This window comes from Paramylibacter kogurei (assembly GCF_002742285.1).
Lineage (GTDB): Bacteria > Pseudomonadota > Alphaproteobacteria > Rhodobacterales > Rhodobacteraceae > Amylibacter > Amylibacter kogurei.
On record NZ_MDGM01000003.1, the window covers coordinates 68,120 to 86,190 of the forward strand.

General features: G+C 45.9%; 19 protein-coding genes. 11 read left to right on the forward strand and 8 right to left on the reverse strand.

The window, feature by feature from the left end; genetic code table 11:
* Nucleotides 1–77 precede the first annotated feature (77 nt).
* A complete protein-coding gene (locus BFP76_RS00970) occupies nucleotides 78–608 on the reverse strand; it encodes an acyl-CoA thioesterase (RefSeq protein ID WP_099591308.1) in 531 nt (176 codons plus the stop codon).
* Between the two features lie 130 nt (nucleotides 609–738).
* On the opposite strand from BFP76_RS00970, the gene BFP76_RS00975 reads away from it, so the two are divergent.
* Nucleotides 739–1,017, forward strand: coding sequence for a YggT family protein (locus BFP76_RS00975; RefSeq protein WP_099591309.1), 279 nt, complete (start codon nucleotides 739–741; stop codon nucleotides 1,015–1,017).
* Nucleotides 1,018–1,073: 56 nt separating this feature from the next.
* On the opposite strand, the gene msrA is transcribed toward BFP76_RS00975, so the two are convergent.
* A complete protein-coding gene (msrA, locus tag BFP76_RS00980) occupies nucleotides 1,074–1,703 on the reverse strand; it encodes a peptide-methionine (S)-S-oxide reductase MsrA (RefSeq protein WP_240513949.1) in 630 nt (209 codons plus the stop codon).
* Nucleotides 1,704–1,826: 123 nt separating this feature from the next.
* On the opposite strand from msrA, the gene BFP76_RS00985 reads away from it, so the two are divergent.
* Nucleotides 1,827–2,543 carry a sulfotransferase-like domain-containing protein gene (locus BFP76_RS00985; RefSeq protein WP_099591311.1) on the forward strand — a complete coding sequence of 239 codons (717 nt, stop codon included), beginning with the start codon at nucleotides 1,827–1,829 and terminating at the stop codon, nucleotides 2,541–2,543.
* Here the strand turns inward: BFP76_RS00985 and BFP76_RS00990 are convergent.
* Both BFP76_RS00990 and BFP76_RS00995 read right to left on the reverse strand, forming a co-directional pair.
* Nucleotides 2,540–3,763, reverse strand: coding sequence for an argininosuccinate synthase (locus tag BFP76_RS00990; RefSeq protein WP_099591312.1), 1,224 nt, complete (start codon nucleotides 3,761–3,763; stop codon nucleotides 2,540–2,542). The genes BFP76_RS00985 and BFP76_RS00990 overlap by 4 nt on opposite strands.
* A 76-nt stretch (nucleotides 3,764–3,839) precedes the next feature.
* Nucleotides 3,840–4,916 carry a transporter substrate-binding domain-containing protein gene (locus BFP76_RS00995; protein ID WP_240513960.1) on the reverse strand — a complete coding sequence of 359 codons (1,077 nt, stop codon included), beginning with the start codon at nucleotides 4,914–4,916 and terminating at the stop codon, nucleotides 3,840–3,842.
* A gap of 108 nt (nucleotides 4,917–5,024) precedes the next feature.
* On the opposite strand from BFP76_RS00995, the gene ilvA reads away from it, so the two are divergent.
* Together ilvA and BFP76_RS01005 are read left to right on the forward strand one after the other, a co-directional pair.
* Nucleotides 5,025–6,275 carry a threonine ammonia-lyase IlvA gene (gene ilvA / locus BFP76_RS01000; protein ID WP_099591313.1) on the forward strand — a complete coding sequence of 417 codons (1,251 nt, stop codon included), beginning with the start codon at nucleotides 5,025–5,027 and terminating at the stop codon, nucleotides 6,273–6,275.
* Nucleotides 6,276–6,281: 6 nt separating this feature from the next.
* Nucleotides 6,282–7,055: an alpha/beta fold hydrolase gene (locus BFP76_RS01005; protein ID WP_099591314.1), complete on the forward strand. Its 774-nt coding sequence runs from the start codon at nucleotides 6,282–6,284 to the stop codon at nucleotides 7,053–7,055.
* Here BFP76_RS01005 and BFP76_RS01010 read toward each other — a convergent pair.
* Genes BFP76_RS01010 through BFP76_RS01020 form a run of 3 tightly spaced genes read right to left on the reverse strand, consistent with a single transcriptional unit; the run spans nucleotide 7,031 to nucleotide 10,466 of the window.
* Nucleotides 7,031–7,378: an Hpt domain-containing protein gene (locus BFP76_RS01010; protein ID WP_099591315.1), complete on the reverse strand. Its 348-nt coding sequence runs from the start codon at nucleotides 7,376–7,378 to the stop codon at nucleotides 7,031–7,033. The two genes, BFP76_RS01005 and BFP76_RS01010, sit on opposite strands and share 25 nt — an antisense overlap.
* Entirely contained in the window at nucleotides 7,375–8,715 is a 1,341-nt protein-coding gene (locus BFP76_RS01015; protein WP_165775620.1) for a DUF3131 domain-containing protein, read from the reverse strand. The genes BFP76_RS01010 and BFP76_RS01015 overlap by 4 nt, the downstream gene beginning before the upstream one ends.
* Complete coding sequence (locus BFP76_RS01020) at nucleotides 8,715–10,466, reverse strand: glycosyltransferase family 2 protein (RefSeq protein WP_240513950.1); 1,752 nt, start codon at nucleotides 10,464–10,466, stop codon at nucleotides 8,715–8,717. Before BFP76_RS01020 ends, BFP76_RS01015 begins: the two co-directional genes overlap by 1 nt.
* Nucleotides 10,467–10,689: 223 nt before the next feature.
* Here BFP76_RS01020 and BFP76_RS01025 point away from each other — a divergent pair, with 223 nt between their 5' ends.
* Together BFP76_RS01025 and BFP76_RS01030 are read left to right on the forward strand one after the other, a co-directional pair.
* Nucleotides 10,690–11,973 (forward strand): SpoIIE family protein phosphatase, encoded by a 1,284-nt coding sequence (locus BFP76_RS01025; protein WP_240513951.1) that lies wholly within the window; start codon nucleotides 10,690–10,692, stop codon nucleotides 11,971–11,973.
* Complete coding sequence (locus BFP76_RS01030) at nucleotides 11,970–13,559, forward strand: peptidoglycan-binding protein (RefSeq protein ID WP_099591318.1); 1,590 nt, start codon at nucleotides 11,970–11,972, stop codon at nucleotides 13,557–13,559. Before BFP76_RS01025 ends, BFP76_RS01030 begins: the two co-directional genes overlap by 4 nt.
* Before the next feature lie 2 nt (nucleotides 13,560–13,561).
* On the opposite strand, the gene BFP76_RS01035 is transcribed toward BFP76_RS01030, so the two are convergent.
* Complete coding sequence (locus tag BFP76_RS01035; RefSeq protein WP_099591319.1) at nucleotides 13,562–14,002, reverse strand: NUDIX hydrolase; 441 nt, start codon at nucleotides 14,000–14,002, stop codon at nucleotides 13,562–13,564.
* Between the two features lie 96 nt (nucleotides 14,003–14,098).
* Here BFP76_RS01035 and hslO point away from each other — a divergent pair, with 96 nt between their 5' ends.
* Genes hslO through BFP76_RS01060 form a run of 5 tightly spaced genes read left to right on the forward strand, consistent with a single transcriptional unit; the run spans nucleotide 14,099 to nucleotide 18,071 of the window.
* The gene (gene hslO, locus BFP76_RS01040) at nucleotides 14,099–15,097 is read left to right on the forward strand and encodes an Hsp33 family molecular chaperone HslO (protein ID WP_099591320.1); all 999 of its coding nucleotides are present in this window, start codon (nucleotides 14,099–14,101) and stop codon (nucleotides 15,095–15,097) included.
* 48 nt (nucleotides 15,098–15,145) lie between these two features.
* The gene (locus BFP76_RS01045) at nucleotides 15,146–15,766 is read left to right on the forward strand and encodes a CoA pyrophosphatase (RefSeq protein WP_420818645.1); all 621 of its coding nucleotides are present in this window, start codon (nucleotides 15,146–15,148) and stop codon (nucleotides 15,764–15,766) included.
* Nucleotides 15,756–16,904: a CCA tRNA nucleotidyltransferase gene (locus BFP76_RS01050; RefSeq protein ID WP_099591321.1), complete on the forward strand. Its 1,149-nt coding sequence runs from the start codon at nucleotides 15,756–15,758 to the stop codon at nucleotides 16,902–16,904. The genes BFP76_RS01045 and BFP76_RS01050 overlap by 11 nt, the downstream gene beginning before the upstream one ends.
* Nucleotides 16,894–17,502, forward strand: a complete 609-nt coding sequence (locus tag BFP76_RS01055; protein WP_099591322.1) for a LysE family translocator — start codon at nucleotides 16,894–16,896, stop codon at nucleotides 17,500–17,502. Before BFP76_RS01050 ends, BFP76_RS01055 begins: the two co-directional genes overlap by 11 nt.
* Nucleotides 17,499–18,071, forward strand: coding sequence for a LysE family translocator (locus BFP76_RS01060; protein ID WP_099591323.1), 573 nt, complete (start codon nucleotides 17,499–17,501; stop codon nucleotides 18,069–18,071). Before BFP76_RS01055 ends, BFP76_RS01060 begins: the two co-directional genes overlap by 4 nt.

Genomic DNA, 18,071 nt, shown 5'->3' on the forward strand with positions numbered 1-18,071 from the left:
TTTATATTTCTCGCCTGTTTTGGAATAATTGAACACTTTGCCAACCAGCAAGCAAGAAAAAACGCCGTTTGTGACGTTTAGTATTCTGGCGGCCAGATGCGTGTGCTTTCCGCTTCGATCCAATTTCGCACCCATCCTGGCAATGGAGGGTTCCAATCGGAACGATCAAAATAGTCTGCCAACTTTTGCGTTGGCACGATCCCGTTTTTATCTGTCAGTGCACTTCGGTAAAGCGCGGATGACGTTGCCTCGCCACCCCGCCACATGCTCTGTTGCAGATAGATGAAACGATCATCGCGCCCGATTACACGTGTGCGCATTTCGTAACGCTGAAACATGTGAACGCGGCGGCGGTAACGAATACTGGTCCCTGCAATGGCAAGCGCCCATTTGTTTTTGCGCAACGCTTTGACCAAACCTGTACGTTTGGCAAATGGTATGCGGCCTAAATCATACAGGCTGAGCGTGATACCATTGTTCATTTCCATCCAAATGTCCAAATCCCAAGGCCAACAAATATGTTTGCTGACGTGAACATCATCAATCGCGAGCGGTTTTTGAAAACTCGCCAATGCCATCACTTTGGTAAAGCGTATGAACGGATACATTTGGTGCCTCTTTTTGTAAATTTATTGAACACCAAAATGAATTCATCAAGGTGAACGTAGGGTCATATGCACACCTTGTAGGATTTGAAAAGAGCGATTAGGTATAACCAAACAAGAAAAGGTTTGAATAATGGACTCTCTTCGCCAAATTTTATTGATGGCACTCGACATCGCGTATTTTATTGTGATTGCACATGTGATCATGAGCTTTCTAATCAACTTTCAGGTTCTCAATCTGCGCCAACCCATTGTTGCGCAAATTTGGTTTGGTTTGAATCGATTGCTTGAACCTATTTACGCGCCGATCCGTCGGTTTTTGCCACCGATGGGCGGTATTGATTTCACGCCCATTGTTTTGTTTTTTGCAATTCAAGCCTTGCGGATCGTTGTTTCAAATAACGTTTACTAAAACAAAAAGCCTGCGCGAACGCAGGCTTTCGTCTGTTTAGGTTAGATAGGGGAAATCTAACCGCCAACAAATGCAGCATCTGAACCCCAAAGCTGTTTCACACGTTCATCACGCCCACAGCCTTTGCGGTATTTTTTATACGCAGATGCTTTTGTAATACGGCCAAAGCGGGTTAATACCTTGCTTGTTTGTTTGTAATAATCTTGGTGGTAATCTTCGGCATCGTAAAATTTGGATGCATTACGCACAGGTGTTACAACTTTTTTAGGAAGCTTTCCTGATGCGTTGATCGCCGCGATTGCCTTTTCTGCAATCGCACGTTCTGATGCCCCGTTTGCAAAAATTGCGGTTGTATAACTATTGCCACGATCACAAAATTGACCACCGGCATCAGTTGGATCAACTGATCGGAAAAATTTATCGACCAATGTTTCATAGCTGATCACACTTGGGTCATAAAAAATTTTCACAGCCTCAATATGTGATCCAATTGTTTTATATGTAGGGTTGGCGTTTTTACCGCCAGTGTAACCTGAAACAACTTCCTTCACGCCTTTAAGCGATTCAAAATCAGATTCAACGCACCAAAAACACCCGCCTGCAAATACAGCCGTTTTGGTGCCAGCGGCGTATGCACCGATTGTCGATGCAGCAAAAACCACGGCAGATAGTAAAAGTTTTTTCATGTTCTCTCCCCTTTTCATGCAACCTTTCAACGACGAATGAACTTCACTTGCAATTAACAATGAAGTGAGAAAATGTAGCATTTGGACGACGCAGATCGTCAATTGTATCTAAGGGAAATGAACATGCGTATCGCGATGTGGTCTGGGCCGCGAAATCTTTCGACGGCAATGTTGTATTCATTTGGTGCGCGTTCCGATTGCGCAGTTTGGGATGAACCCTATTACGGCGCATATTTGCACGAAACGGGATTGGAACACCCGATGGGCGCGGAAATCATGGCACAATGGTCGCTGGACTCAAATGATATTTCCACACGGTGTTTGGGTGAAATTCCCGATCACAAATCCGTCTTTTATCAAAAACACATGTGCCATCACATGATTCCGAAATTTGATCGCACTTGGATTGCGGGCATGACCAATGTATTTTTGATCCGCCATCCAGCGCGTGTATTGGCAAGCTATGCAGCCAAACGCGAAAACCCCAGTTTGGATGATATCGGGTTTCGCCAACAGGGCGAATTATTCAAACAGCTTTGTGATACCCAAGACACGCCACCAGTCGTGATCGACAGTTTTGATATCCGCGAAAATCCTGAAAAAATGTTACGCAAATTATGCGACGCGATCGGATTAAATTTTGAACCTGCCATGCTGTCCTGGCCCAAAGGTGGACACAAAGACGATGGACCTTGGGCACCACATTGGTATCCCGCCGTCCATAATTCCACAGGCTTTGCAGGGGTCGAAGGGCCGCTTCCATCATTAAGCGATGAATTGGCCACGGTATGCGAACAGGCCATGCCCTATTATGAAGACATGGCCAAATTCAAAATTTAGCTTTTGCGTTTGTTGCGCATCGCCAAAAGACGCAAACGCAAGGCGTTGATTTTGATGAAACCAGCCGCATCTTTTTGATCATATGCACCTTGGTCATCTTCGAATGTGACGTGCTCTTCTGAATAAAGACTGTCGTCTGACCAGCGGCCAACGGTGGTTACGGCACCTTTATACAATTTCACGCGCACTGTTCCGTTCACAAATTTTTGGCTCTCATCGATCAATGCTTGCAGCATTTCACGTTCGGGGCTGTACCAGAAACCGTTGTAAATCAGCTCGGCATATTTTGGCATAAGTTCATCTTTTAGATGTGCCGCACCACGATCAAGCGTGATGCTTTCGATGCCGCGGTGTGCCTCTAACATGATTGTACCACCTGGGGTTTCATAAATCCCACGCGATTTCATACCGACAAAGCGACCTTCAACCAGATCCAAACGGCCAACACCGTGCTTGCCACCTAATTCGTTCAATGCTGTCAACATTTCCGCAGGCGTCAATTCTTTGCCATTCAAGGCAACGGGATCGCCCTTGGCATATGTGATCTCAACAAATTCTGGTGTATTTGGCGCATCTTCTGGATTCACTGTACGCTGGTAAACGTAATCTGGTGCTTCGACCGCGGGATCTTCCAAAACTTTGCCTTCTGAAGATGTGTGCAACAGGTTCGCATCAACAGAAAACGGTGCTTCGCCGCGTTTATCTTTGGCGATCGGAATCTGATTTTCCTCGGCAAATGCCAACAATTTTGTCCGCGATGACAAATCCCATTCGCGCCACGGTGCAACAACCTTGATATCTGGGTTCAACGCATATGCGGACAATTCAAACCGTACCTGATCGTTTCCCTTGCCTGTGGCACCATGTGCCACCGCATCCGCACCACATTCCGCGGCAATTTCAACGAGACGTTTTGAAATCAATGGGCGCGCAATGGATGTGCCCAACAAATACAACCCTTCGTAAACCGCATTCGCGCGGAACATTGGGAAAACGAAATCGCGCACGAATTCTTCGCGCACATCTTCGATATGAATGTTTTCTGGTTTGATCCCCAAAAGCTCTGCTTTTTTGCGCGCTGGTTCCAGCTCTTCGCCCTGTCCCAAATCGGCGGTAAAGGTGACAACCTCACAGCCATATTCAGTTTGCAGCCACTTCAAAATGATAGATGTGTCAAGACCGCCAGAATAGGCAAGAACAACTTTTTTAGGTGCAGACATAACGAAACGCTCCGAAAGATTAGGGATTCTATTTCTGGCGGTTTATTGCGTTTCGCTGCGATGGGCAAGCCGTGCGTTATTGATAGTCCGAACCAAACCAATTGCGCACCAAAGTGCTGTAGGCTCCGGTTTCTTTCAAACGCAAAATTTCCTGATTGACACGTTCGGTTTGTGATGAGCGTTGTGGAAACGCAAAACCATATTTTTCAGGATTAAATACGTTGCCCTGTGTTTGGAAAACACCATTTCCCTGCGTTTTGGCGTAGTAGGCTAAAATTGGTGCATCATGAACCAACGCGTCAACTTTGCCCTCTTGCAATGCGTCAAACATTTCGTCCAGCGATACAAATGTTTCATGATTGATCGCTTGATTGGTCAAGAAACGCGAAGATGTAGATGCTTGTGTTGTTCCCACACGTTTGTCGCGAATATCGTTTATGCCAGAAATTTGCGTCCGCAATCCCTCCACCGTAAGTGATGCCGTGATTTGGGCAACAAAGGCCGACACGACAAACAAACCAGCAAGGATCAACGCATAGGATATGCCGCGACCAATTTTGGAATGTGGAGTGAAAATTGTAAAACTTGCATTGGTTACAACGCTGACAGCCCACCAGATACCTTCGCGCCAAGTGTCCAATTTATCGCGACCCTTGAAATGTTCGTGCCCGCGTTCCGCGATTGCAATCAACAGGCCCGCAAACAAGAAAAGCAAAATCGCACCGACCAGCCAAATCCACAATTCAGGGTTCATAAATGCGGTAAATACTGATGGCGTTTGATCTGATTTTGCCAATACCAACAATCCAGAATCAAAAATGGGTCGCGAAAAATCCATCACTTCTTCGCGTGCAGCGGTCACTGAAATATTTGCAGCGGCAAGATCGACCTTGGCCTCTTCGACCATTTGGAGCATCTCGGAAAACGATGTGGTTTCGATGATTTCAGTTTTCGCACCCAAATTTTCCGCAATTTGTTGCCAAAGCTGAATCGAAAATCCAGTCCACTCACCGTTTTCTTTGAACGCGAATGGTTTACGCTCAATCGTTGCGATTTTTAGATTCAATTCAGGTTGCGCAGTTAAGGGCGCAAGCGAAACAACCAACCACAACACAACACAGGCAAACCCCCGCGCAAAACGCAAAACCCACATTAAAGACACTCCCCAGCTCTTTTCTTGGTCGCTGTTGTACATTTCAATGCACGACAAATAAAGCCAAATAACACTTGCATTCATGTGACGTTTGGGAAAAGCAGAAGCATGGATGATTTTTGCAAAGCAGCAGAACAGGCAACGCTGGTAATGCGCGACCTGTTTGCACAAACTCCGCTTCAAAATAATGCGTATCTTTCGCATAAATTTGGTGCCGAAATATATCTGAAACGCGAAGATCTGTCGCCCGTCAGAAGCTATAAAATTCGCGGTGCAATGAACGCGATGCAAAAGGCGCTGGAAACAGATACCAACATGCGATTATTTGCATGTGCATCTGCTGGCAATCACGCACAGGGTGTTGCATTTGCCTGTAAACATTTTGGCGTTCAAGGCAAAATATTCATGCCCGTCACAACACCAAAACAAAAGATTTTGAAAACCCAAGTATTTGGTGGTGACGCAATCGAAATTGTTTTGGAGGGCGACTATTTCGACGAAACACTTATCGCCGCCCAAAATTTCGCGACACAAAATGGTGCGAAGTTTTTGCCACCCTTTGACGACGTTGACGTGATCGAAGGACAGGCATCCGTTGGCGTGGAATTGTTGGAACAATTAGGACGTATTCCACCCGATATTATTATCACACCAGTTGGCGGCGGCGGATTATCCTCTGCATTGGTGAAATATTTTTCACAGCTCAATGCAAAAACTGAATTTTGGTTTGCGGAACCCTGTGGCGCTCGCAGTTTACACAGCGCTTTGAACTCCGGAAAACTTGTCACGCTGGATCGTGTAGATAATTTTGTTGATGGCGCGGCGGTGGCACGCATTGGTGATGCAAATTTTGAAACGCTACAACACATCGATCCTATGCGTGTTTTGGGAATCCCCGAAGATAGACTTTGCACCAGCATTCAAGAGTTGTTGAATATCGAGGGCATCGTTTTGGAACCTGCTGGTGCACTTGCAATTGATGCGTTGAAGGATTTGAAAAATGAAATCAAAGGCAAGCGCGTGGTTTGCATTGCCTCTGGTGGAAATTTTGATTTCGAACGTTTGCCTGATATCAAAGAACGCGCATTGCGTTTTGAGGGATTGAAAAAATATTTCATTTTGCGCATGCCACAACGCCCAGGTGCACTCAAAGATTTCTTGGCACTCCTTGGTCCCAATGATGACATCGCTCGATTTGAATACCTGAAAAAATCGGCACGCAATTTTGGATCAGTTTTACTGGGGATCGAAACGCGTTCCAGCGACGGATTTGATGCGTTATGCAAACGTATGGATGATGAAGGTTTCACCTACCAAGACATCACCAACGACGAAATTTTGGCACAGTTTTTAATCTGAGGGCACATGTTACATTTCCAAGAATTTGGCGAAGCCAGTGACAAACCAACATTGTTAATTGTCCATGGTCTGTTTGGGTCTGGTCGGAATTGGCGCGCAATTGCAAAACGCTTGTCCGCAGATCGTCGTGTCATCACCGTGGACATGCGCAATCATGGCGATAGTTTTTGGGATGACAGCCATACCTATTTTGACATGGCCGAAGATTTGGCAACCGTCATACAAACGCTCGATTCACCTGTTGATATCATTGGTCATTCGATGGGCGGAAAAGCGGCGATGCTTACCGCGTTACAGCATCCCAAGCTGGTCAACAAACTCATCGTCGTTGATATTGCACCGGTAACATATGACCACTCGCAAATTTCAAACGTGCAGGTCATGCAATCAATTCCGCTGGATCAAATATCCAGACGTTCAGATGCCGATAAATTCATGGCCGATTACATTTCAGAGGATATGGTACGCGCGTTTTTATTGCAAAGTCTGACCATTGGTGAAACCCAAAATAGTTGGGTTTTGAACCTTGCCGCACTCGCAACAAATATGAATGATATTGTTGGGTTTCCCAAAATTGACGCTCAATTTACGCCACCCTGTTTGTTTATTCGCGGTGCGTTATCTGCGTATATTTTGCCTCAACACCACGAAGCATTATTTCATCATTTTCCAAATGCAAAAATCCACACCATCGATGGGGCCGGTCATTGGGTACATGCAGAAGCACAACGCGCATTCATTGGTGTGGTTTCAGATTATTTGAAATCCAATCCACAATGATTTGATGCTTGGCTTATGAATTGATGCTTTGATTGATCATATGTCGCGATGATCTCTTCCAGTTTCACCGCATCACTGGCACCGTTATTCGCCAATTGTTCGCCATCTGAACACAGGTTCGCAAATTGCACAAAGCCAAGATTTGCAGCACTACCTTTTAGAAAATGTAGCGCCGATGCCATGTCTGAATTTGGCAAGCTTGCAACCCCGCGCAGTGCATCAATTGCTTGGTCAACCTCCTCAAGAAAAACCTCCGTCACTTCTGCGAGATCTTCTGTACCAACATCTTGTTCCAACTGTTGAATTTGTGCCCAATCTATCATGATGATCCTTGCTTCAAGTACGATTGCGTTAACAGCGGCCCAAATTGTTTGTAATAAATCGCCTGCAAAATGATCGCATTGGTGTTTGCGGTCGCAATTTTATTTACCGTTCCATCGTTTTCGTAAACACCAGAATACCAACCAATGTTTTGATCTCTGGTTTGATCAACATGTTTCACCAGCGCATTGGTGTAAGTTGTATTATATAATACATCCCATCCAATCGCCGCCTTTGTGCTAACGGTTCGAAGATGTTGGAATTGATCACCATTTTCGGCCAATGTATTCCATGCCACGCCATTTGCAAAAACGGTATTATATAAAAAATACGGTTCCTGATCGATGTTATCTTCGCTCACCGCGGTCAAAATTCCATGTTCTTTGTATCGGTTTTCCTGAGCGGAATAAATGCGATGCGCTAACTCTTGGCTTTCACTATCAAACCCGAATTCAAGTGCGGTTAAAATATAAGGCTCGCTGACCACATAGTTATGTGCGTCAAATTCTGCGAATGATCGACTATCCACTGCGATCAACTGTTTGGATACTTTTTCAAACCTTAAATAGTCATCAAATTTTGCGGCGCGAAGCGCATCCAATCCAATCAAAGAAATCGCGCGCGCGGCATATTCTTCGTAACCAAGCCGCCCTTCTTGCACAATTTCGGTGGTATTATTGGTTGTGACACGCGCACCATGTAAAACGCCGCCATCAATCATTTTGGAAAAATCCCATTGTTGCAATATTTCGAACGCGTCATTCGCATGGGTTGGATAGTTTTGCATGATGAATGTCAGGGGAACAATCATTCGCGCCACATCAAGCGCGGACCAACCCACGCCGCGCGCAACGGGATCATTTTTGTAATTTGTCATGGTTAAGTATCGCGTGTCATACACCTTATTTGGTAATTGAGAATCAAATAACGGCAATTCACGCAGCGACGTTAAAGCCGATGCCAATCGTGCATCAAATTTGGCATCAGAAACGACACCCATTTTATGCGCAGAAATAAGCCCCAATAAATATGATGCCTGATCCCAAATTGTCGTGGATGGAAAATTATCAGCAGCATTAACCAAACCCGTTTCCTGAGTGTTGCGTTCAAAATAGCGCCACGCCGCCTTTGCCATGATCAAATCATCGTTGTTGAGCGTCACCGGTTTCGCCAAAACAGTCTGACGATCACTAATTTCGATCAATGCGAATTTAGTGCTTCCATGTAGCGTTTTCGAAACACCGGTTTCCACGGAATAGGCAATCGCAGCGGCAATACATAGACCGAAAATAAATGCGATATGGCTACGCGCCTTTATGATGTTGTCGATTGTCGACATCATGCTCTCCTAAACCAACGACGGTTTTTTACATCGATTCTGATTAATGAATCATTGCTGGGTTTCCATAATGCAGCACCAATCAAAACTGTCATTGCATATGCATTTGTCGCGGCCCAAAAACCATTCACCACCAATGCCGCAGTTTGGCGTGGATCAGGGCTAATAACTTGTAAAGTTATCGCCCAAAACATCGCGATAATCGTCAAGACCACCACACATATTTGTGGCCAAACGAGATATAAAAAATTCCCCGATCGCCGCTGTTTTGGCGTGACATGAAATTGTATTTCTCGCCCACACAAAACGGCCCAGATCGCGCGAAGATTAAACGAAAAAAACGCAAGATTCAGCGTTCTCCCTTTGCGATTATCAATCCCCCAAGTCCCAAATGCACTGGCACATTCATGCATCACCAAAAACGGGATAAGGTGCAAAAAGAATTCTTTGGAATATGACGATATCGGCGAAATTCCTGTGAACAACGCCATCAATGGTGCGGCGATAAAAATGCAATTCCAAAGCGGTGCCAAATATGACCAAAAGGTCATGGCGTACATCAGTTTTTGTTGAAATGTCATACCCGATCGAAACAACGGATTGTCATTGCGCAAAATGTCCAATGTGCCACCGGCATATTTATAGCGTTGCATGGCCCAGCTATGCATATCCAGTGGTGACAACATTTTGCTTTCGACATGTGGATGTAAAACCGATTTCCAGTTTCGTTCGGTATCTGATTGCAAAATAATTGATGTGTAAATGTCCTCTGATACATGGAACTTGTACGGTGTGATTTCTGTCGAAACGCTAAATTCGCGCTTTAATGTGTTTGAAATGCTGTGATCCGTTTCATTGCAACTATATGCAGTCACAGTCTGTTGAATCTGTGTTGCATAAGCCTTGAGCGCTGCCTCCATAACCGCATCGCGGCGGTGGATCGATCCAGCGCCACAACAAAACGAAGCATTCGCACGATTTCGGCGGCGCAAAATCACGTCATAAAACAGCTTGGGGTCACTTACAAACGGGTCTTTTCCAATCGAAACAGGCCCCAAAAAGATTTGAACAAACCGCCCAACAGATTTCCCAATCAATCCGATGCGTTGTTCCAGATAAATGTCCAGCGTGATCCCCTCGGGCACGTCATAAAACCACTGCGGGGTTTGGACCCAAGCAACATCTTTGTCTTTAAAATAGCCCAAGGTATTTTCTAAAATTGTTGGAAATGGCCGGGTATCTGAATCAAGAATCACTACAAAATCACCTGATGAATGTTCCAACGCGTTGCGCAAATTACCCGCCTTGTATCCAATATTGGATTCTCGCGTAATGTAATGTACGTTTTCTTGTGCTGCGATTTTACGCATTCGTGCGCGATTGCCGTCATCCAATACATAAATATTGATATCAATCGCATAAGGATACGTAATCTTTTTTGCGTCTTGTATGGAATAACGCGTTAACTCCGGATCTTCGGTATAGGTTGGGATAAAGATATCAACACTAATTGGTTGATCACCCCCATCAACGATGACTTCGCTCAATGTTATTGGTGCAGACTGCGGTGCAACATCACGCATTGACCACAAGTTATTAAAAAACAAAACCATCCCAAGAAACGCACAGCTTTCCGCGCACACCACCGGAATTGCAAACCAAAGCGCATCGTAATTCAAGGACTCCGTCCAACGCCAAAACAAATACCAGCCACCCAATGTCACCGCTGCCACGGCCGTTATTTGCCACAAGAATTCTATCCAAACATTATGCGGGACAGGGGGGTCAGGTTTTCGATTTTCATATTGTGAAAAATAGAATTCTTTGTTGCGATTCATTTTTTGCCTTGGTCATAAAATTTCCTCGACCTTGGCAATGATCTCTAAATTTTTCGTTACATTGCGGTGGTTTAATTTTCCGTTGCTTCACTGAAAATTAAAACATTCGCCGCAGGTTGCGACGAGGATTTTATATTTGGCGGAATCAACATTGGAATTGAGCGCAACTGAATTGAACATTGGAAGCCAATCCAACACCCCGACACGGGTGTTGGTGGTTGATGACAGTAAAATGCAACGCAAACTTGTGATCGCGCTGTTAAAGAAATGGGGATTTGAAATTTTCGAGGCGGATTCAGGAAAATCTGCGCTTGAAATTTGTGCTCAACAAACCATTGATCTGGTGATCAGTGACTGGGTCATGCCTGAAATGTCTGGTTTAGCATTTTGTGAAAAGTTTAGGGCACTCCCGCGCGAGCGATACGGGTATTTTATCCTCCTGACTTCTAAATCTGAAAAAGATGATATTGCCCAAGGGTTGGATGTCGGTGCGGATGATTTTTTGTCAAAACCAGTGAATTCAACCGAATTGCGTTCCCGTATTCAGGCGGGTCAACGTGTCTTGGATATGGAAAAACAGGTGCACGCGCAAAACGCCAAAACGACAGAGGCACTGGCAGAATTGCAACGGGTTTACGGCGAATTGAACAAGGATTTGTTAGAGGCAGAAAAGCTTCAACGATCCCTTATCCCTGAAAATTATACCCAGCTCGACAATGTGGAACTTTCCAACATCTTCAAATCCAGCGGTCATGTGGGTGGTGATTTGGTCGGACATTTTAAAATCGACCAAGATCGTATTGGAATCTATTCGCTTGATGTGTCTGGTCACGGTGTATCATCCGCGCTTTTAACCATTCGATTGGCGGGATACCTTAGCCCATTTAACAAAGAGCAGAATATCGCATTTTACAAATCAAATGCGGGTGAATTTCTTGTCCGAGAACCCGCAGAAATTGCACTTCATCTGAATGAACTTATGCTACGCGACATGTCAACGGAGCTGTACTTTACCCTTGCCTATGCGGATGTGAATTTGCGCAACGGTGAATGCGCAATCGTGCAAGCGGGGCATCCCCACCCACTGATTTTTAACGCCTCGAATGGCATTACTTTTTTGGGGTCTGGTGGTCCACCAATTGGTATGATTGACGGGATGGTTTACGAAACATTTTACCATCGATTGGTTCCCAATGATAAATTGTTATTGCACTCTGATGGGCTTACCGAATGCGAAAATCCAGATGGTGCGCTGTTGGACGAAGATGGTTTGTCCAAAATTCTGATGCGCCATGCAAAATCAAATGGGCCCGAGTTATTGAACGATATCTTGTGGGATTTGGCAGATCACGCGCACGGCGAAAATTTTGGTGATGACGTCTCCGCAATCATGTTGGAATTTTCACGGGATACAAAATGATATTGCGCATTCAAAGGTTCATTTTGCAGGTAAGGTTTCGGTGGTGTCTCTTCACATTGATCGGTGCGCTGATCTTGTCTGCTTGTGCCAATATTTCACCCACGCTTGCCCCGCGAATTGCACTGCCAAATACGCCAGTCGCGCGAAATTTCACATCGTTTTCAACATCGCTGCGCTGTATGGATCAACTGTTCGCAACACCCAAGCGACGATCAATCTTGGTTTCATCATCGGGTATTCCTGACCTCACCGGAGGAATAAAGGTCGGCGCAGATGATATGCTGGTCAACGCAATCAATCATATGAATTTAAAAAGCCAAGCGTATGTTTTTGTCGATCAATCTTTGGAAAAGGATGGCGGACAGCTTGCCATCCGCACACATGAATACAAAAAAGAAAAACTTGCGCTAGACCCGCAATATTATATCCGCGGGTCGATTTCACAATTGGACAAGGCGGTCTTAAACGATTCTGTATCGGGATCGATTGATCTTTTAAACGCGCCAAACCCGCCGACGATCAATGGTGGAAATTTGCGCAAATCAAATGGCGGGAACAGTAAAACATTATCAGTTGTGACCGTAGATTTGCATTTGGTTGCATACCCCTCACGGCGCGTCATTCCAGGTGCGTCAGTGTCCAATTCAATGGTGGTCACAGGGCGGGGTTATGGTGCAGGCGCGAGCGGGTTAATCAAGCTAACAGGTTTTGATGTGTCCATACAAATGAACCGCATCGAAAGCCAAGGGCAAGCCGTGCGAAACTTGATCGAATTGGGCGTGTTGGAATTGTTGGGCCGGCATGCAAAGGTTCCCTATTGGGATTGCTTAAATTTGCGCACAACACATCAAAAACGAACGAACCTGCATGAATCGGGATTTCACGCCAAACCCCGCCCTGTATTAATGAACCAAGTTCAAGATTATCTACGGCGCCTTGGATATTATGCTGGTAAAAACACTGGCATGTTGGATCGCAAAACGCGCATTGCTGTTTCCAAATTCCAAGCGGATCAAAAATTAATCGCAACTGGCGAAGTTGATTTCGATTTGTTCGAGCGCCTGAAGGAACGCGCAGAAGGTTACCCAACTTTAGCAGAGGCGGGAGTTGGGAAACTTGGAAAAATTTCGCCCAACACGAAAACCACGACCAAGGAAAAAGTGCAAACTGTTCAATATCTATTCCTGAAAAAAGGTCATTCACAAAACAAGCGTGGTGGTGCATTTGCTGTGCGTGCAAATTCCCACACGACCGGATATTTGATTTGTTATCATCAGCAAAATCAGGGGGAAATTACGCAGATTTTCCCAATAAAATCGGGGCAAACCGCACGTATGATTCCGTCAGCAGAACTCTTCATTCCGGCTAAAAATTCACCAGTTCAAATTATATTTGAAACCAAAGGTGATATTGAAAAAATTGGATGCGTCTTTGATGTATCTCCGCTTGATCCAAATATCGATCAAACGCAAAATGAAAATGGGCTAATGATTGCAAATGTCACAGGATTCGATGCGTTATTGCGAGCATATCAGCGAAAGAACCCTCGTGCCGAGCTTCGGATTATATCCGCTCAATCACCCTAGGGTTAAAATCGGCGCAACAATTGTTGAACAAAATCGGCATCGCCCGTATTGCTCAGCATATTTGCGGCATCATTGCGATGAATCCATATCGAACTGTGATGTGGCTCAATCGGTTCGCAAATTTGGCGGCTAGGGCGGCACAAGTAAATATGGCAAACTTTACGCGCCCAAATATCGTAATCGGGCATGAAAGTGTAACGTTGATACGCGCCCAAACGGCGAAACACATCAATGCGCCAACCGGTTTCCTCGATCACTTCACGATGCAATGCTTGCACCGCGGTTTCACCAGGATCAATACCACCGCCGGGTAACTGAATTTCAGAAAACGGTTTTGCTTGATGGGTCAACAATACATCATCATCACGGATCAATATCCCATATGCGCCCGGTCGGGTCACATATTCAATTCCTGGAATTTTTGGTTCACCATAACGTCTCATATGTTTCGCATATCAAGTTTTCTTGAAAAACACAGCAGAGAATTGCGCTTTGCGCAAAGAACCACTATCTGACCCGAAACCCAAAGGATGAGTCGTATGGATTTGATGGACAAAATTGAAAACTGGGATGAACTGGTTTTACCTTTTCAATTGGATGATGCCAACATTCGTGGGCGTATCGCACGGTTGGATTCAGTGTTAGAGGATGTCTTGCGCCAACACGACTATCCGTTAGAGGTCGCATCTTTGGTGGCAGAGGCCGCGACCTTAACTGCGCTCATCGGGCAAACAATAAAATTGCGTTGGAAACTGTCGTTGCAAATTCGTGGCGATGGTCCAATTCGTATTATCGCAACTGATTATTATGGCCCAACAGCCGAAGGCGAGCCTGCAAAAATTCGCGCATATGCTAGTTTTGACCAAGATCGATTGGACGAAACAAATGCGACACCGTTCGAAAAAATTGGATCGGGCATGTTTGCGGTTTTGATTGATCAGGGTTCTGATATGGCTCCGTTTCAGGGCATCACACCGTTAACAGGTGGGTCGCTCACCAAATGTGCAGAAACATATTTCGCACAATCTGAACAGCTCCCTACACGATTTGAAATCACAGTTGGCCAATCAACAACCGCCGATGAAGGCAACGCATGGCGTGCAGGTGGGGTAATGGTGCAACACATTCCCGATGCATCACCCTTGATGGCGAAACCAGACCAAGATCCAAGCGGACAAGACGACCTGACATCTGCAAAAGATTTGTTGAGTGATGATGCCTCGGACAATTGGAACCGTATTAATATTTTGCTGGACACGGTTGAAGAAACTGAATTGGTGGGGCCCTTGGTTTCACCACCTACCTTGTTGCACCGTTTGTTTCACGAAGAAAAACCACGTGTTTTTGATCCACAGCGGGTGAAATTCGGCTGTACCTGTGGTTCTGAAAAGGTCGTGCAGGCCATGTCGATCTATTCCGCGAAAGACATCAAAACGATGACAACGGATGACGGTGTGGTCACAGCCGATTGTCAGTTTTGCGGCGCGCATTATGAGTTGGACCCAGAAACTTTGGGGTTCGAAGCAACCAAAAAGTAACGATTCAGGCTTGCGTGCGGCGCAACGCTGCGCCATGAATTTTGGGTAATGGATCACTTGCAAACAACCGAAATGAAATTGCGCGCTGCTTTGGGAAAAGCTGCGCCAATCGCGTTGACTACTGATTTTGATTTACATCCAGAATTGCGCCCATCAAATCCCAAGCTGCGCGATGCCGCTGTTCTGGTTCCCATCCAACGCGAAAATGATGGCTGGTCGGTGATATTGACCAAACGGTCATCCGCGCTCAAACATCACCCGGGACAAATTGCATTTCCAGGCGGCAAAGTGGATAAATCCGACGGCACCACGTTAAATGCCGCCTTGCGCGAAGCGAACGAAGAAATCGGCCTACCCCTTGGGTCCGTTGAAATTCTCGGCGCGTTGCCACAACATCAAACCATCACCTCGTTTATGGTTACGCCTTATGTTGGGCTGATCACTGATCCATTTGAACCCCGCCGAGAAATCGGCGAAGTTGCTGAAATATTCACGGTTCCATTGAAACATTTGCTTGATACCAACAGCTTTCAAATTCAAGGGCGTCGTTGGAACGGACAAGATCGAAAATATTTTACGGTTCCATACGGCCCCTATTACATTTGGGGTGCAACGGCGCGAATGTTGCGGATGTTGGCCCATGTGATGGAGCAATCCGATGCAAATTGAATCCGAATGGTTGCAACATGATAACACACAGGCCGTGATGTCGCTGTTAAACGATGCGGGGTATGAAGCCTATTTTGTTGGTGGCTGTGTGCGCAATGCATTGTTGAAGGAATCTGCAACCGACATCGATATTTCCACAAATGCCCATCCCGAAACGGTCATGAAAATTGCCAAGCACGCGGGGATGAAATCCATCCCAACAGGGATAGATCATGGCACCGTCACCATTGTGATTGCAGGGGATGCATACGAAATCACCACGTTTCGCAAAGACATCGCAACCGATGGGCGTCGTGCAACAATCGCATTTGCCGACAACATTATCGACGATGCAAAGCGGCGCGATTTTACAATGAATGCAATCTATGCAGATCGGTTTGGAAAAATTTTCGACCCTCTTGATGGATTGCCAGATTTACTGGCACGCCGTGTGCGATTTATTGACGACCCTAATCAACGCATCGCAGAGGATTATCTACGCATTTTGCGATTTTTCCGATTCACCGCATGGTATGGCGATACCCAAAACGGAATTGATGCTGATGGGTTGGCTGCGTGCGCACGTGGAATGGATGGATTGAAAACCCTGTCTCGCGAACGCGTTGGTAGCGAAGTTTCAAAATTGCTCAGCGCAGCAAATCCCGCACCTGTGATTGGCGCAATGGCGCAAACTGGCATTTTGGCGCAAACGCTTTTGGGGGCACAGCATCAATTTTTGGCGCCATTCGTGCATTTGGAACAACAGTTTGACGTTGCCCCAAATTGGATTGCGCGGCTGGTGTGTTTAACGCGCGAACCCCAAGATTTGCGTCTTGCGCGCAAAGATGAAAACCTGCGCGTTAACTTGGTAAAGTTGTTGGATGATAATCCGCCTGCACATGTGGCCGCATACCGCTATGGCGCCAATCTTGCGTATTATGCTGCACTTATTCTTGCAGCGTCTTTGGAAACCACACCGCCCTCTGATTTGTCTAACAATATTGCCTTGGCCGATGGGGTGGAATTTCCTGTGAAATCCGTTGATTTATCAGATCAACTTCAAGGGAAATCATTAGGCAATGCGCTTCGCAAATTGGAAAGCAGATGGATTCAGTCGCAATTCACAATGACCAAACAGGAATTGTTAAATGAGCTTTGAATCATTGGTATCATTATTCACCATCGCAATGGTTGCGGGCTGGACACCTGGGCCCAACAATACATTGGTTGCAAATTCCGCTGCACGATTTGGATTTGCAAAAACCATGCCTCATATCGCGGGTATTGGTATCGGTTTCCCGTTCATGGTGTTTTGCATCGCTTTTGGGTTGGGCGCGTTGTTTCAGCAAAGCGCGGTGTTGCGCGAAGGTCTGCGTGCCATTGGTATTATCGTTTTATTGTGGTTTGCGTACAAAGTCGCAACCGCGGGCAAACCTGATCCAACCAAATCCGCAGATAAACCATTCACGTTTTTTCAAAGCGCAGCATTTCAATGGATCAACCCCAAAGGTTGGGTCATGGCGATTAGCATCACCAGCCAATTTATCGCACCCCAAAACTCATTGATCAGCGCATTCACAATCGCCAGCGTTTTTGTGTTTGTTGGTTTCACATCAGCAAGCGGGTGGACATTATTTGGCACCGCCATGCAACGCTGGTTAACCAATGATACACGTGTGAATATTTTCAATTACACAATGGCGGCACTGTTGGTGTTTTCGGTCATTTTGATCGCCAAGGCAAAGCTTGGATCATGACCGCGCTATTCATATTCATCTTTTTGGGTTTGTTTAGCCCAGGGCCAAATGTGATCATGCTTACCGCATCGGGTGCAAATTTTGGGATGCGCAAAACCTTGCCGCATCTGTTTGGTGTGGTGTTGGGTGTTGGCATAATTGGTGGCGTCACGGGGCTTGGCTTGGGCACAATTTTGCAAGCGGCGCCGCAATTGGAATTTGCACTGAAACTCATCGCATCTGGCTGGATCTTGTGGATGGCCTTTGCGTTGTTGCGCAGCGCCAAACATCACACACCTGAATCCGAAAAACCATTTACCTTTGCGCAGGCGGTTTTGTTCCAATGGGTCAACCCCAAGGTTTGGGCGGTTGCCATCGCAGGGGCGGCATACGTCACCCATCTGGCACCCAATTCACAGGCAATCACTCTTGGCTTGGCATTTTCGGGGATCAATCTGGGTGTGTGTTTATTCTGGACATATTCGGGCGATCTTTTATCGCGCCTGTTGAAAACCGACGAAGCGTGGTTTGTATTTCGCATCGTCATGGCCGTGCTTTTGGCGGCAACAATTTTGTTAATATTGGGCTGA

Excerpts from the sequence above, each read along its gene's own strand:
- BFP76_RS00970 (WP_099591308.1), bottom strand. The coding sequence starts at position 608 with ATGTATCCGTTCATACGCTTTACCAAAGTGATGGCATTGGCGAGTTTT.
- BFP76_RS00975 (WP_099591309.1), top strand. The coding sequence starts at position 739 with ATGGACTCTCTTCGCCAAATTTTATTGATGGCACTCGACATCGCGTAT.
- msrA (WP_240513949.1), bottom strand. The coding sequence starts at position 1,703 with ATGAAAAAACTTTTACTATCTGCCGTGGTTTTTGCTGCATCGACAATC.
- BFP76_RS00985 (WP_099591311.1), top strand. The coding sequence starts at position 1,827 with ATGCGTATCGCGATGTGGTCTGGGCCGCGAAATCTTTCGACGGCAATG.
- BFP76_RS00990 (WP_099591312.1), bottom strand. The coding sequence starts at position 3,763 with ATGTCTGCACCTAAAAAAGTTGTTCTTGCCTATTCTGGCGGTCTTGAC.
- BFP76_RS00995 (WP_240513960.1), bottom strand. The coding sequence starts at position 4,916 with ATGTGGGTTTTGCGTTTTGCGCGGGGGTTTGCCTGTGTTGTGTTGTGG.
- ilvA (WP_099591313.1), top strand. The coding sequence starts at position 5,025 with ATGGATGATTTTTGCAAAGCAGCAGAACAGGCAACGCTGGTAATGCGC.
- BFP76_RS01005 (WP_099591314.1), top strand. The coding sequence starts at position 6,282 with ATGTTACATTTCCAAGAATTTGGCGAAGCCAGTGACAAACCAACATTG.
- BFP76_RS01010 (WP_099591315.1), bottom strand. The coding sequence starts at position 7,378 with ATGATAGATTGGGCACAAATTCAACAGTTGGAACAAGATGTTGGTACA.
- BFP76_RS01015 (WP_165775620.1), bottom strand. The coding sequence starts at position 8,715 with ATGTCGACAATCGACAACATCATAAAGGCGCGTAGCCATATCGCATTT.
- BFP76_RS01030 (WP_099591318.1), top strand. The coding sequence starts at position 11,970 with ATGATATTGCGCATTCAAAGGTTCATTTTGCAGGTAAGGTTTCGGTGG.
- BFP76_RS01035 (WP_099591319.1), bottom strand. The coding sequence starts at position 14,002 with ATGAGACGTTATGGTGAACCAAAAATTCCAGGAATTGAATATGTGACC.
- hslO (WP_099591320.1), top strand. The coding sequence starts at position 14,099 with ATGGATTTGATGGACAAAATTGAAAACTGGGATGAACTGGTTTTACCT.
- BFP76_RS01045 (WP_420818645.1), top strand. The coding sequence starts at position 15,146 with ATGGATCACTTGCAAACAACCGAAATGAAATTGCGCGCTGCTTTGGGA.
- BFP76_RS01050 (WP_099591321.1), top strand. The coding sequence starts at position 15,756 with ATGCAAATTGAATCCGAATGGTTGCAACATGATAACACACAGGCCGTG.
- BFP76_RS01055 (WP_099591322.1), top strand. The coding sequence starts at position 16,894 with ATGAGCTTTGAATCATTGGTATCATTATTCACCATCGCAATGGTTGCG.
- BFP76_RS01060 (WP_099591323.1), top strand. The coding sequence starts at position 17,499 with ATGACCGCGCTATTCATATTCATCTTTTTGGGTTTGTTTAGCCCAGGG.